The sequence below is a fragment of the Amycolatopsis sp. NPDC031561 genome, from assembly GCF_055580625.1.
Map to the genome: position 1 here is coordinate 110,868 of NZ_JBVILA010000006.1, position 15,141 is coordinate 126,008.

At 72.4% G+C, this 15,141-nt stretch carries 1 protein-coding gene and 1 pseudogene; both read right to left on the minus strand.

Features of this window, described 5'->3' with window-relative positions:
* Positions 1-3 precede the first annotated feature (3 nt).
* Positions 4-840 (minus strand): hypothetical protein, encoded by an 837-nt coding sequence (locus ACZ5IK_RS16230; RefSeq protein WP_465488386.1) that lies wholly within the window; start codon positions 838-840, stop codon positions 4-6.
* Between the two features lie 168 nt (positions 841-1,008).
* Positions 1,009-15,111, minus strand: a pseudogene (locus tag ACZ5IK_RS16235) (SDR family NAD(P)-dependent oxidoreductase); the annotation flags it as partial.
* Between the last annotated feature and the right edge of the window lie 30 nt (positions 15,112-15,141).

The following is a 15,141-nucleotide window of genomic DNA, read 5'->3' on the forward strand; positions in this document are numbered from 1 at the left end:
CGCTCAGAACCCGGAGTGGTCTCGGAGCACCCGCGCGGTTTCGTCGGCGCGCAGCAGGTCGGCGTGGCTGACTTCGAGGCGGAACCGCTTGTCGATCAGCTTGGTCGCGTTGACCGCGGTGGGGGCGCCGTCCTCTTCCAGCGCCGCGTAATCGGTGGAGGTGAGCGCGAGCGAACGGCCCCAGGCGGAGGCGGGGTCGATGCCCTCGGCGGCGGTGAGCCACGCCATGTAGATCTCGAAGAACCGGACGACCTCTTCGCCGCGTTCCGGCGCGAGGCCGACCTTGCGGAACGCGCCGGTGGCCACCTCGCGGTAGAGCGCGACGATCTCCTCGGTGGCGTCGGCCAGCGCGATCCCCGGCGTGGTCACGATCTCGACGGCCCGCAGCCGGGCCTGGCTCGCTTCCTCCGCGGAGAGCACCGAGCCGCCGAGCGCGATCAGCTTGTCGATCTCCACCGCGAGCAGCTGCTTGTCGGTGACCTGCCCGTCGAACAGCACCACGGCCGGTTCGGTGCTCTGCCGCCGCGCGATCCGCTCGGCGATCTCCGCCGCGTAGACGCCGCCGAGGCAGTAGCCGAGCACCGCGACCACCTCGCGGCCGCTCAACTGCTCGTCGCCGGTCCAGTAGTCGAGGTAGGTCTCCGGGCCGGGCCGATCGGCGAGGGTCACCGCGGGCAGCTTCGTCTGGAGCACGCCGTGGGCGGACCACGCGGAGCCCATCACCGCGGTCAGATCCGCGAATCCCGCTTCGGGACGGCCGGGCGCGGGAAAATCGACGGCGAGGACGACGGAGTTCGACGTGGGGGCGGAGAGCACGCTCCACGATTCTTCGTTCGGCACTGGTAGATCCCATCATCGAAGTCGGACGGCCAGGTTCCCCGCGCTCGCGGACGGCGAACGCGCGCGACGATTCCCTTGGACCGCCCGGGAAAAGGCGGCCCCGCGCGCTTTCGCCTACCCCGCCGAACCGGCGGGGTCGTGCAGTTCCTTCGCCAGGAAGTCCGCGATGGCTTCCGGCAGGTAGTTGTCGTAGACGAAACCCTCGGGCAGCTTAAGACCAGTCCGCGCGTCGAACCTCTCGCGCAGTTGAACGGCCGACATCGACGTCGCGCCCAGATCGAAGATGTCCGTGCTCGGCCCGACCTCGTCGACCGACGCGTAGCCGAGCACGCCGGCGATCTCCTCGCGGACCAGTCCGAGCAGCACTTCCCGGCGCTCCGCCTCGGTCTTCCCCGCCAGCAGCGGCAGCCACCGCGACTCCGCCGCGGCTTCCCCGCCGGGCTCGGCGTCGGCACCGCGCCAGGCGACGATCCGTTCCAGCACCGCGGAAAGCGGCATTTCGGCACTCAACTGCTCGGTCGTACCGAGCACTTCGGACAGTGCCGTCAGGTCACCGCCGTCGAGTGCGGCCCAGAACTCCCGCTCCCCTGGCACCTGCTTGTGCACAGCGGGCGGGGCGGGCCAGAACCGGTTGCGCTGGAACGCATACGTCGGCAGGTCCACCCTTCGTCCGCGGCCGAGCAGCGCGGTCCAGTCCACCGCGGTGCCCTGGACGTGCACCGCGGAAAGCGCGGTCAGCACCGCGCTCAGGCCGGGCACCGCACCGGACAGTGCGGCGGTGACCGTGGCCTCCGGTTCCGCCGGGCTCAGCCGCTCGGCGCCGAACTCCACGTATTCGCCGAACCCGCCGAGTTCTTCCACCGGCAGCACCGGGACACGTCCCGCGTGCCGTTCCGCCGGGGTGTCCGCGGCGAGCGACGCAGCCGCTTCGGCCAGGGTCAACTCCCCTGCCACCGTCGCGGCCGCAAGCTCGCCGATCCCTTGCCCGGCGACAGCTGCCGGGCGCACGCCCGCCGAACGCCACAGCTCGGCCAGCGAAACCTGCACGGCCCAGCGGACTTCCGGCCGGTCCGAGCCGGTTCGCACCGCCTCGTCCAACTCGACGGACAGCGCCCGCGCGCACTCGGCGATGCTCGCCGCGAAGGCGGGAGACTCGTCCATCAGCTCAGCCAGCGGACCGAACCCCTTGTCGGGGAAGACGAACACGGCCTTGCGGTCGGTCGCGACGCCCGTCGGCACTTCCGGCGACGGTGTGCCGTCGGCGAGCGCGGACAGCCCGGCGAGCAGGCTGTCGCGGTCACGGCCGACGACGACGGCACGGTGGCCGAAGACCGTTCTGGTGCGGGCCAAGGAGAAACCGACGTCGACCAGGTCCGCGTCCGGCCGGTCGAGCAGGTGCGCCCGCAGCCGCGCGGCCTGTGCCCGCACCGCTTCCCCGGTCCGCGCGGACAGCGCCCACGGCACCACCGCCGGGCCGCCGGACCGCTCCGGTTGTTCAGCCGCGGCCGGGGCTTCCTCCACGATGACGTGTGCGTTGGTGCCGCTGATCCCGAACGAGGACACCCCGGCTCGTCGGGGCCGTCCGTCCGAGGGCCAGGACACCGGTTCGGTGAGCAGCCGCACCTCCCTCGCCGACCAGTCGATGTGTGGCGAGGGCTCGTCCACGTGCAGGGTCCGCGGGAGGCGCTGGTTCCGGAGGGCGAGCACCATCTTGATCACCCCGGCCACGCCCGCGGCCGCCTGGGTGTGCCCGATGTTGGACTTCACCGAGCCCAGCCACAGCGGCCGCTCCGCCGCGCGATGCTGCCCGTAGGTCTCGATCAGCGCTTGCGCCTCGATGGGATCGCCCAGCGAGGTGCCGGTGCCGTGCGCCTCCACGGCGTCCACTTCGGACGCGGTGAGGCGCGCGTTCGCCAGCGCCGCCCGGATGACCCGTTGCTGCGACGGGCCGTTCGGCGCGGTGAGGCCGTTGGAGGCGCCGTCCTGGTTGGTCGCGCTGCCCCGGACGACCGCGAGCACGGGGTGCCCCGCGCGGCGCGCGTCCGACAGCCGTTCCAAGACGAGCAGCCCCGCGCCCTCGGCGAATCCGGTGCCGTCCGCGCCCGCCGCGAAGGCCTTGCACCGGCCGTCCGGCGCCAGCCCGCGCTGACGGGAGAACTCGACGAACGTGCCCGGCGTGGCCATGATCGTGACCCCGCCGGCCAGCGCCATCGAGCATTCGCCGCTGCGCAGCGCCTGCGCGGCCAGGTGCAGGGCCACCAGCGCGGAGGAGCACGCGGTGTCCACGGTCATCGTGGAGCCCTCGAGGCCCAGCGTGTAGGCCAGCCGTCCGGAAAGGATGCTCGTGGCGATGCCGGTCATCAGGTGGCCTTCGAGGTCGGCGCTGCCCTCTTCGGCGAGCACGCTCTGCTCGTAGCCGGAGGTGTAGCCGCCCACGAACGCCCCGGTCTGGCTGCCGCGCAACGAGGTCGGGTCGATCCCGGCCCGTTCGAACGCCTCCCAGGACAGTTCCAGCAGCAGGCGTTGCTGCGGGTCCATTGCCAGTGCCTCGCGCGGGCTGATCCCGAAGAACGCGGCGTCGAACGCGCTGGCGTCGGAGAGGAAGCCGCCCGCCTGGGTGTAGGAGGTGCCGGTGTGCGCGGCGTCCGCGTCGTACAGGCCGTCGAGGTCCCAGCCGCGGTCGGCGGGGAACGCCGAGATGACGTCCTCACCGCCGTCCAGCAGCCGCCAGAACTCCTCCGGGCTGTCGACCCCGCCGGGGAACCGGCAGCTCATCCCGACGATGGCGATGGGCTCGTGGTCGGTGGCCCCACCGGTGACGACCGGCGCGGCCGGGCCCGCGGTGACCCCGCCGAACCGTTCGGCGAGCCGCACCGCGAGCGCGGTCGGGTTCGGGTAGTCGAAGACCAGGGTCGCGGGCAGCCGCAGGTCGGTCGCGGTGCTGAGCCGGTTGCGCAGCTGCACCGCGGTCAGCGAGGTGAAGCCCAGGTCGGTGAACGCCCGTTCCGGATCGACCGCTTCGCCGGTCGCGTGCCCCAGTGTCGCGGCGACATGGGTCCGCACCAGGCCGAGCAGCACCTCGTGCCCGTCCTGCGCGGACAGCGCGGCGAGCTGCTCGCGCAGCGAATCCGCGCCCGCCGAGCCGGACGAAGCGCTCCGGCGAGCCGGGCCGCCGAGCAGCGCCCGCCACAACGGCGCGACGTCGCCGCCTCGGGCCGCCTGGGTCCGCAGCCGGCCGAGATCGAGACGCACGGGCACCAGGACGGCCTCGGCCCGGTCGAGCGCGTCGTCGAACAGTTCGAGGCCCTCGTCTGCGCTGAGCGCGCCGCCGTCGCGGGCCATCTTGGCGCGTTCGGCGTCGGTGAGCGTGCTGGTCAGGCCGCTGACCTCGGCCCACATGCCCCAGGCGAGGGACGTGCCGGGCAGGCCGGCCGCGCGCCGGTCGGCGGCGAGGGCGTCGAGGAAAGCGTTGGCGGCGACGTAGTTGCCCTGCCCGGCCACGCCGAAGGTGGCCGCGGCCGAGGAGAACAGCACGAAGCGCGCCAGGTTCCGGTCTCGGGTGAGTTCGTGCAGGTGCCAGGCGGCGAACGCCTTAGGCCGCAGCACGGTGTCCACACGCGACTCGGTGAGCGAAGTGATCGTCGCGTCGTCGAGCACCCCGGCGGTGTGCACCACGGAGGTGAGCTCCGGGATCGCGTCGACCACGGTGGCCAGTTCGGCCCGGTTCGCCGCGTCGCAGGCGAGGACGGCCACTCCGGTGCCGCGTTCGGCCAGTTCGGCGGCCAGCGCCGCCGCCCCGGCGGCCGCGGGACCGGATCGGCTGGTCAGCACCACCGCGTCGGCCTGTCCGGTGGTCGCCAGATGCCGGGCGACGAGTGAGCCGAGGGTGCCGGTGCCGCCGGTCACCAAGGCGGTGCCCGCGACCGGCGGGTGCGCTGCCCCTTGCCGGGCGCCGCTCGGGCGGGCGAGCCGCCGGGCGTAGGCGAGCCGCCCTCGGACCGCCAGTTCCGGTTCCCCACTGTCCACAATGGTCGGCAGGAGCGCGGCGGCGGCGCCGTCGGGCAGGTCGGCCAGCACTACCCGGCCGGGGTTTTCCGCCTGTGCGGACCGCACCAGTCCCCACGCCGCGGAACCGGCCAGATCGCCGATCCGCTCGCCAGGCTCGACAGCCTGGCTCCGCCGGGTCAGGAGCACCAGCCGCGTCTGCTCCAGCCGTTCCTCCGCCAGCCACGACTGAAGCAGGTTCAGCGTGTCCACAGTGGCCTGGCGCGCCGCCTTCGCCGCGTCGGCCGCGTCTCCGTCGCCGACCCAAACCAGCACCACGTCGGGGGTGTTCTCCGCCGCGATCAGCGCAGGCAGGTCCACAAAGGACCGCAGCGTGAGCGTGTCGGTGAGGCCGAAGCGGTCAGCTCCGAGAAGAGCCCAGTCCCCGGCGAGCGCGGGTGCCTCGCCGATCGCGGACCACTCCACCGCGAACAACGCGTCCGCCACGCTGGGTCCGGCGACGGTCAGCTGATCCGTCGCGAGCGGACGGGTGATCAGCGAGTCCACCGTGATCACCGTAGCCCCGGTCGGGTCGGCGGCCGTCACGGTCAGCGCGCCGGTGTGGTCCCGGCGCAACCGCGCCCGGAGCGCCGACGCCCCGCTCAAGTGCAGCCGCGCTCCCGTCCACGCGAACGGCAGGCGCACCTCGCCGGATTCGGCGGTGCCGGTCAGCGCGCTGGCGTGCAGCACCGCGTCGAGCAGCGCGGGGTGCAGGCCGAACGCTCCCGCGTCGAGCCCATCCGGGAGGGCGACCTCGGCGAAGACATCCTCACCGCGACGCCAGACCGCTTGCAGGCCGCGGAAGGCCGGGCCGTAGCCGTACGGGCCTTCGTCCGCGTACATCCCGTCGATGTCCACAGCAGTGGCCTCGCGGGGCGGCCAGACGGCCAGCTCGGGGTCCCGGGTCTCCGCGGTCGTCGCCGTAGTGACGGTGCCGCCGGCGTGTTGAGTCCAGTCCTCGTCGTCGCGGCGCGCGAACACCTCGACCGTCCGACGCCCGTCCTCTGCGTCGCCCAGCACCACCTGGACCTGCACGCCGCCGTCGGCCGGGATCACCAGCGGAGACTGCAAAGTCAGCTCTTCCAGCAGACCGCAGCCCACCTGGTCCCCGGCCAGCACCGCCAGTTCCACGAACGCCGTGCCCGGCAACAGGAGCACCCCGTTCACGACGTGGTCGGCCAGCCACGGATGCGTGCGCACCGACAACCGGCCAGTGCACACCATGCCTGCGCCGCCGGCCAGTTCCACCGCCGCGCCCAGCAAGGGATGGTCCACAGCGCCCAAACCCAACGAGACCGCGTCACCGGCACGACCGCCACCGGGCTTCGGCCAGTACCGCACATGGCCGAACGCATAGGTCGGCAGGTCCACGTGGGCGCCGGACGGCAGCACCGCCGCCCAGTCCACCGGCGCACCGTGCACGAAAGCTTCCGCGAACGAGGCCAGCAACCGCGCCGCGCCGCCGTCGTCCCGGCGGAGGGTGCCGCACACGACGCCGGGCGCCACGCCCGGACCGGCGGCGGCGACCACCTCGTCCAGGGTGTCCGTCATCGCGCCGAGCAGGACCGGGTGCGGAGTCACCTCGATGAACATCCGGTGCCCGTCGCCTGCGACGGTCCGGATCGCGCGATCGAACCTGACCGGCGCACGCAGGCTCTCGTACCAATACCCGGCGTCCAGTTCCTCGCCGGTCAGAGTTACCCCGGACATCGCCGACACCATCGGCACCCGGCCCCGCCGCGGCGACACCTCCGCCAGCACCGCACGGATCTCGTCTTCCAGGTTCTCGACCTGCGCACAGTGCGACGCGTAATCCACCGCGACCATCCGTGCCCGCACGCCCTCGGCGTCCAGTTCGGACTTCAGCTCCGCCAACGCCTGCGGCTCACCCGAGACGACCACCGCGGCCGGACCGTTCACGGCCGCGAGCGACAGTCGATCATCCCACCGGCCGAGCCGTTCCTCCACTTCAGAGGCAGCGGCGCTCACCGACAGCATGCCGCCCCGGCCCGCCAACGCCTTCAACGTCTTCGAGCGCAGCGCCACCACCCGCGCACCATCCTCAACGGACAGCATTCCGGCGACGGTCGCCGCCGCGATCTCGCCCTGCGAGTGACCGACCACCACGTCCGGCCGGACCCCGGCCGCTTCCCAGACGGCGGCAAGGGAAACCATGACCGCCCACAGCGCGGGCTGGACGACATCCGCCGACTCCAGCTCGCCGCCGAGCACCTCGGACAGCTTCCAGTCCACAAAGGACCCCAGCGCCCGCTCGCATTCGGCGAGCCGGGCCGCGAACACCGCGCTCGACCGCGCGAGTTCCTCGCCCATGCCGAGCCACTGCGAACCCTGACCGGCGAAGACGAACACCGGGCGCACGTCGTCGCGGACCACTCCGGCGGACGTCGAGCCGGACGGGACGCCGTCGGCGAGGTCGCGCAGACCCGCGAGCAGGGCGTCCTGGTCGCCGACGACCACAGCGCGGTGTTCGAACGCGGACCGGGTGGTAGCCAGCGACCAGGCCACGTCGGCAGGCGCCGGCGCCTCCCGGGCCGTGGCCCAGCCGTGCAGCCGCTCGGCCTGGCGCGCCAGGCCGTCCGCCGTCCGCCCGGAAACCAGCCAAGCGCCGATCCCGCCGGATTCGACCGCCGTGGACGGCGGGACCGCCTCGGTCTCGGCGTCGTCCGCGGCGGGGGCCTCCTCGACCAGGATGTGCGCGTTGGTGCCGCTGATACCGAACGAGGAAATACCGGCTCGGCGCACCCGGTCGCCGGAGGTCCACGGAGCCGGGGCGTCGAGCAGCCGGACCGCGCCGGACTCCCAGTCGACATGCGACGAAGGCTCTTCGACGTGCAGCGTGCGTGGAATCTCCTGATGCTGCAACGCCAACACCATCTTGATCACCCCGGCCACGCCGGCCGCCGCTTGGGTGTGGCCGATGTTGGACTTGACCGAACCCAGCCACAGTGGACGGTCCCGGTCTTGGCCGTAGGTGGCCAGCAACGCCTGTGCCTCGATCGGGTCGCCCAGCACCGTGCCGGTGCCGTGCGCCTCCACCACGTCCACATCGGACTCCGACAACCCGGCATTCGCCAGTGCCGCGCGAATGACGCGCTGCTGCGACGGACCGTTCGGCGCCGTCAACCCGTTCGACGCACCGTCCTGGTTCACCGCGGAACCGGCCACTACAGCCAGAATCGGGTGCCCGTTGCGCTGTGCGTCCGAAAGCCGCTCCACCACCACGACGCCCGCGCCCTCGGCGAAGCCCATGCCGTCCGCGTCGTCGGAGAACGCCTTGCACCGGCCGTCTGCTGCCAAACCACGCTGCCTGCTGAACCCGACGATGCCGTCCGGGGTGGCGATGACCGTCGAGCCGCCGGCGAGCGCCATCGAGCACTCCCCCGCCCGGATCGCCTGGACCGCGAGGTGCAGCGCGACCAGCGAGGACGAGCACGCGGTGTCCACGGTGATCGCCGGGCCTTCGAGGCCGAGAGTGTAGGAGATCCGGCCGGACAGCACGCTGGTGGCGAAACCGGTGGTCGCGTGCCCTTCGCTGCCCTCCGCGCCCGCGCCGAGGCTCATCCCGTAGCCGGAAGCGAACCCGCCGACGAACACGCCGGTCTGGCTGCCGCGCAGCGAACCGGGGTCGATCCCGGCCCGCTCGATCGCCTCCCAGGAGACTTCGAGCAGCTGCCGCTGCTGCGGGTCCATGGCGAGCGCCTCGTGCGGGCTGATGCCGAAGAAGCCCGCGTCGAAGCCACTGGCGTCGGACATGAAGCCGCCGGACCGGGTGTAGAGGGTGCCCACGCTGTCCGGGTCGGGGTCGTAGACCGTCTCCCAGCCGCGGTCGTCCGGGAACCCGGCGACCGCGTCGGTCCCGGTGCGCAGCAGCCGCCAGAACGATTCGGGGTCGGTGACGTCGCCGGGATACCGGCAGGCCATGCCGACGATCGCGATCGGCTCGCCGGTGGCCGCCGCGGCGTGTGTCGCCACCGAGCGCACCGGCGCCGCGGAGCCGTCCACCAGCAGCGAGGTGAGGTGCCCGGCCAGCACGAGCAGGGTCGGGTAATCGAAGACGAGGGTGGCGGGCAGCCGCAGACCGGTGGCGGCGTTCAGCCGGTTCCGCAGTTCGACCGCGGTCAGCGAGTCGAAGCCCAGCTCGGTGAAGACCCGGTTCGCGCCGATCGCCTCGGGGGAACGGTGGCCGAGCACCGCCGCCACATGGGTGCGCACCAGATCGACGAGGGCGCGTTCCCGGTCCTGTTCGGACAGTCCGGCCAGCCGCTGCCGCAACGAGTCCGCGCCGACCTCCGACGCCGCCGTCCGGCGGCCGGGCCTGGCGGTGATCAGTGCCCGCCAGACCGGCGGGACTTCGCCGCCCTTGGCCGCCTGCGCCCGCAGTCCGGCGACGTTCAGCAGCGCGGGCACGAGGACCGCTTCGTCGCGCGACACCGCGCGGTCGAACAGCGCGAGACCGTCCTGCGCGCTCAGCGCCGCCACGCCGCCCCGGTTGATCCGGGACCGTTCCGCGTCGCTGAGCTGCCCGGTCAGTGCGCTGGTCTCGGCCCACATCCCCCACGCCAGCGAGGTTCCCGGCAGCCCCGCCGCGCGCCGATCCGCCGCGAGACCGTCCAAAAAGGAGTTCGCCGCGACGTAATTGCCCTGCCCCGGCGCGCCGAACGTCGACGCCGCCGAGGAGAACAGCACGAACTCGTCCAGCTCGCGGTCCTTGGTCAGCTCGTGCAGATTCCACGCACCGTCCACCTTGGGCCGCATCACCGCCGACACACGCTCGGACGTCAGCGACGCGATCGTAGCGTCGTCCAGGACGCCCGCCGTGTGCACGACCGACTTCAGCAACGGCACGCCGCGCAGCACGGTGGCGAGATCCTCGCGCTCCGCCGCGTCACAGGCGACCACGCGGACCGACGCGCCCAACGACGCCAACTCCGCCGCCAGCGTCGCGACGTCCGGCGCACCCGGGCCCGAACGGCCGGTCAGCACCAACTCGTCCGCACGCCCGGTCGACGCCAGATGCCGGGCGACCAGACCACCCAACGTCCCGGTGCCACCGGTGATCAACGCCGAACGGGAAGCCGACACCGCCCCGGCCGGAATGGTGAAAACCATCTTCCCGGTGTGCTTGGCCTGCGACATGAACCGGAACGCCTCCCGCGCCCGCCGCACATCCCACACCCGCACCGGCAGCTTCGCCAGCACGCCCGAGGCCATCAGCTCGACCACCCGCACCAACATCTCGTGCAGGCCCGCCGAACCGGCCTCCGCCAGATCGAACGGCCGGTAAACCACTCCGGCGGGAATCGTCTCAGGGTCCCGCAGGTCGGTGCGGCCCATCTCCACGAACGAACCACCCTCAGGCAACAGCCGCAGCGACGCGTCCACCAACTCCCCCGCCAACGAATTCACCACGATGTCCACACCACGACCACCCGTCGCAGCAAGGAAATCACGCTCGAACTCAACACCGCGCGACGTCGAAACATGGTCCGCATCCAGGCCCAAACCAGCCAGCACACCGTGCTTCGCCGGGCTGGCAGTAGCGAAAACCTCCAACCCCAGATGCCGCGCGATACGGACCGCCGCCATCCCCACGCCGCCCGCGGCGGCGTGCACCAGCACCCGCTGCCCGGACCGCGCACCCGCCAACTCCACCAGCGCGTACCAAGCCGTCAGGAACGCCACCGGCACCGAAGCAGCGTCCACTTCGGACCAGCTGTCCGGAATGCCGACGAGATGCCGCGCGTCGGCGACCACCTCCGGACCGAACCCGCCGGACACGATGCCCAGCACCCGGTCACCCACCGCGAAACCTGTCACCCCGGACCCGACCTCCACAACCCGGCCCGCGACCTCGCCACCCATCACCCCACCGCCGGGATACATCCCCAACGCGATCAGCACGTCCCGGAAGTTCAAGCCCGCGACCCGCACCCCCACCCGGACCTGGCCCGGCTCCAGCGCCACGTCGGCCACCGGAGCCGGCACGAGTCCGTCGAGGGACCCGTTCTCATCCGCCTCCAGCCGCCACAAGCCCCCCGGCAACGCGAGATCACCGGACGGACGAGTCAGCCGCCGCCCCAACGCGACACCACCACGAACAGCCACCTCCGGCTCACCACTGCCCACTGCGGACGGCAACGCGGCGAGGTCCGCGTCGTCGAGGACGTCGGCCAGCACCAGCCGTCCGGGGTTCTCCGACTGGGCCGACCGCACGAGCCCCCAGACCGCGGCCCCGGCCAGATCGTGCACCCTCTCGCCGGGCACCGAAGCCACCGCGCCGCGGGTCAGCACGACCAGGCGCGCCGCTTCGAGACGTTCGTCGGCCAGCCACCGCTGGACCACGTCGAGCACTTCGGCGGTCGCCCGCCTCGCGGATGCGGACGTGTCGGCGTTCCCGGTGCCGCCGGCGCAGACCACCAGCACACCCGGTGCCGTCTCAGCCGGCGCGGAAAGGTCCGAAACGGACTCGGCCGGAAGGGCATCGGCGACGCCGAACCGGTCCTCCCCCACGACTGCCCAGGCCTCATCGGTGGGAGTCGACTCGCCGATCTCCGCCCACTCCACCGCGAACAGCGCATCCTGCACCACCGGGTCGGCGACGCTCAACTGGTCCGCCGCCACCGGACGGGTATTCAACGACCCCACCGAGACGACGGTCGCGCCGGTGACGTCCGCCGCCACAAAGGACAGTGAGCCGGTCGCGTCCCGGCGCAGCCGCGCGCGCAGCACGGACGCGCCGCCCGCGAACAGCTCCACTCCGGTCCAGGCGAACGGCAGCCGTACTTCGCCGGAGACCTCCGCGTCGGGGCCACCGGCGAACACGCCGGCCTGGAGGACCGCGTCGAGCAACGCGGGATGCAGGCCGAACGTGCCCGCCTGCTCGGCCATGCCCTCGGGCAACGACACTTCGGCGAAGACGTCTTCGCCGCGCCGCCAGACTCCGCGCACGCCCCGGAAAGCCGGACCGTACCGGTAGGAAGCGTCAGCCAAAGCCTCGTAGAGGCCGTCGACCTCGACGCGGGTGGCGTTCCGCGGCGGCCAGACGGCCAGTTCCTCGTCGTGGGTTTCGCCCGGTCCGGCTGGGGCCACGGTGCCGCCGGCGTGCTGGGTCCAGCCTTCGCCCGCGTCGTCGCGGCGGGCGAACACCTCGACCGCGCGCCGGCCGTCCTGGCCCGCCTCGGACACGATGACCTGCACCTGCACGCCCTGCTCGGCGGGCACCACCAGCGGCGCCTGCAAGGTCAATTCTTCCAGCACGCCGCAGCCCGCCTGGTCCCCGGCCCGCAGGAGCATCTCCACGAAACCGGTGCCAGGCAACAGGATCACCCCGCCGACGCGGTGATCGGCCAGCCACGGATGAGTCCGGACCGACAGCCGACCGGTGCAGACCAAGCCGGCGCCATCGGCGAGTTCCACCGCCGCGCCGAGCAAGGGGTGATCGACCGCGCCCAGGCCCAGCGACACGGCGTCGCCACCCAGCACCGGCGCGGTCTCCGAAGGCCAGAACCGCACCCGCTGGAACGCATACGTCGGCAGTTCCACCCGGCTCCCGGACGGCAGCACCCGCGTCCAGTCCACCGCGACCCCGTGCACGAAAGCCTCGGCGAAGGAAGTGAGCATCCGCGCGCTGCCGCCGTCGTCGCGGCGCAGCGTGCCGCACACCACGGCGGTGTCGCCCAGAGTGTCGTTCATCGCGCCCAGCAGCACCGGATGCGGGGTCACCTCGAGGAAAACATTGTGTTCCTGCTCGACGAGGAGGCGCACCGCGCGTTCGAAGTGGACAGTCGAGCGCAGGCTCTCATACCAGTACCCGGCGTCCAGTTCCTCACCAGTGAGAGTCTCACCGGACATCGCCGACACCATCGGCACCCGACCCCGCCGCGGCTCGATCCCCGCCAGCACCGCGCGGATCTCGTCCTCCAGACCTTCCACCTGCGCACAATGCGACGCGTAATCCACCGCGACCATCCGCGCCCGCACGCCTTCGGCGTCCAGTTCGGCCTTCAGCTCCGCCAACGCCTCCGGCTCACCCGACACCACCACCGCAGCCGGACCATTCACCGCAGCCAACGCCAACCGCTCGCCCCACTTGGCGATCCGCTCCTCCACCACACCGGCCGCCGCACTGACCGACAACATCCCGCCCAGACCCGCCAACACCTTCAACGACTTCGAGCGCAACGCCACCACCCGCGCACCGTCCTCAACGGACAACATCCCCGCAACCGTCGCCGCCGCGATCTCACCCTGCGAATGCCCGACCACCGCCTGCGGCGAAACCCCCGCCGCCTCCCACACCGCGGCCAGAGACACCATCACCGCCCACAAGGCAGGCTGCACCACATCCGCCGTCGTCAGCTCTTCGGCCAACACCTCGGACAGCTTCCAGTCCACAAAGGACTCCAAAGCCGCCCCGCACTCCGCCAACCGCGCCGCGAACACCGCACTCGACCGCGCGAGTTCCCGGCCCATGCCGACCCACTGCGAACCCTGGCCCGCGAACACGAACACCGGACGCACTCCCGCCCGCGCCGACCCGGTCACCACCGCACCCGACGGCACCCCGGCTGCCAGGTCGCTCAACCCCGAAGCGAACTCGCCCGTCACCACCGCGCGGTGCTCGAACACCGACCGCGTCGTCGCCAACGACCAGGCCACGTCCGCCGGTGACAGCTCCGGCCGCGCGAGCACCCACTCGCGCAGCTGTTCCGTTTGCCCGGCAAGGCCTTCAGGCGTCCGCCCGGACAGCACCCACGCGCCGCCCACTCCGGTGCCGAGTACCGGCTCCGGCCGCTCGACCGGCGTGGGAGCCGCGGCGGGCGCTTCTTCCAGGATGACGTGCGCGTTGGTGCCGCTCAGCCCGAACGACGACACCCCGCCTCGGCGAGGACGTTCGCCTGCGGGCCACGGCGTGGTCTCGGTCAGCAACCGGACGTGGCCTTCGGTCCAGTCCACATGCGGCGAGGGCTCGTCCACGTGCAGGGTCTTCGGCAGCTCGCCGTGCTGCAGCGCGAGCACCAGCTTGATCACCCCGGCGACCCCGGCGGCCTGCTGGGTGTGCCCGATGTTGGACTTCACCGAGCCCAGCAGCAGCGGCCGGTCTTCCGGCCGGTCCTGGCCGTAGGTGGCCAGGAGGGCCTGCGCCTCGATCGGGTCGCCGAGCGTGGTGCCGGTGCCGTGCGCCTCGACCACGTCCACGTCGGCGGACGAGAGATGCGCCCCGGCCAGCGCGGCCTTGATCACCCGCTGCTGCGAAGGCCCGTTCGGCGCGGTCATGCCGTTGGACGCGCCGTCCTGGTTCATCGCACTGCTGCGAAGGACGGCCAGCACCTGGTGCCCGTTGTGCTGGGCGTCGGACAGCCGTTCCACGAGCACCATCCCGGCGCCCTCGGCCATGCCCATGCCGTCCGCGTCCGCGGAGAACGCCTTGCAGCGGCCGTCCTCGGCGAGACCGCGCTGCCGCGAGAAGCCGACGAACCCGCTCGGCGAGGCCATTACGGTGACCCCGCCCGCCAACGCCATCGAGCATTCCCCCGACCGCACCGCCTGCGCCGCCAGATGCAGCGCGACCAGCGAAGAAGAGCAAGCCGTGTCGATGGAGACCGCCGGCCCCTGCAAGCCGAGCAGGTAGGAGATCCGGCCGGACATGACGCTGGCCGCGCCGCCGGTCATCAGGTGCCAGGCCAGTCCCTCGGTGGTCTGCAGCGAGGGATGCGTGACGTAGTCCCCCGGCGCGACGCCGATGAACACGCCGGTCCGCGAACCGCGCAGCGCGGCCGGATCGACCCCGGCGGCCTCCAGCGCTTCCCACGAGATCTCCAGCAGCAGCCGCTGCTGCGGGTCCATCGCCAGCGCCTCGCGCGGGCTGATCCCGAAGAACTCGGCGTCGAAGCTCGCCGCGTCTCGCAGGAACCCGCCTTCGACCACATAGGACGTTCCCGGGTTGTCCGGGTCCGGGTCGTAGACGCCCTCGGCGTCCCAGCCGCGGTCGGTCGGGAAACCCGAGATCGCGTCGCCGCCCTTGGACAGCAGCTCCCAGAACTGTGCGGGGGTGCGCACCCCGCCGGGATAGCGGCAGCCCATGCCGACGATGGCCAGCGGCTCGGAAGCCGCCAAGACGAGTTCCCGGTTGCGCGACTTCAGCCGCTCGGTCTCCTTGACCGAGGCCCGCAGCGCTTCCAGGAGCTTGTCAGCCTTCTCGCTCATCGCTGCTTCCACCCATCCCACTCGTCCCGC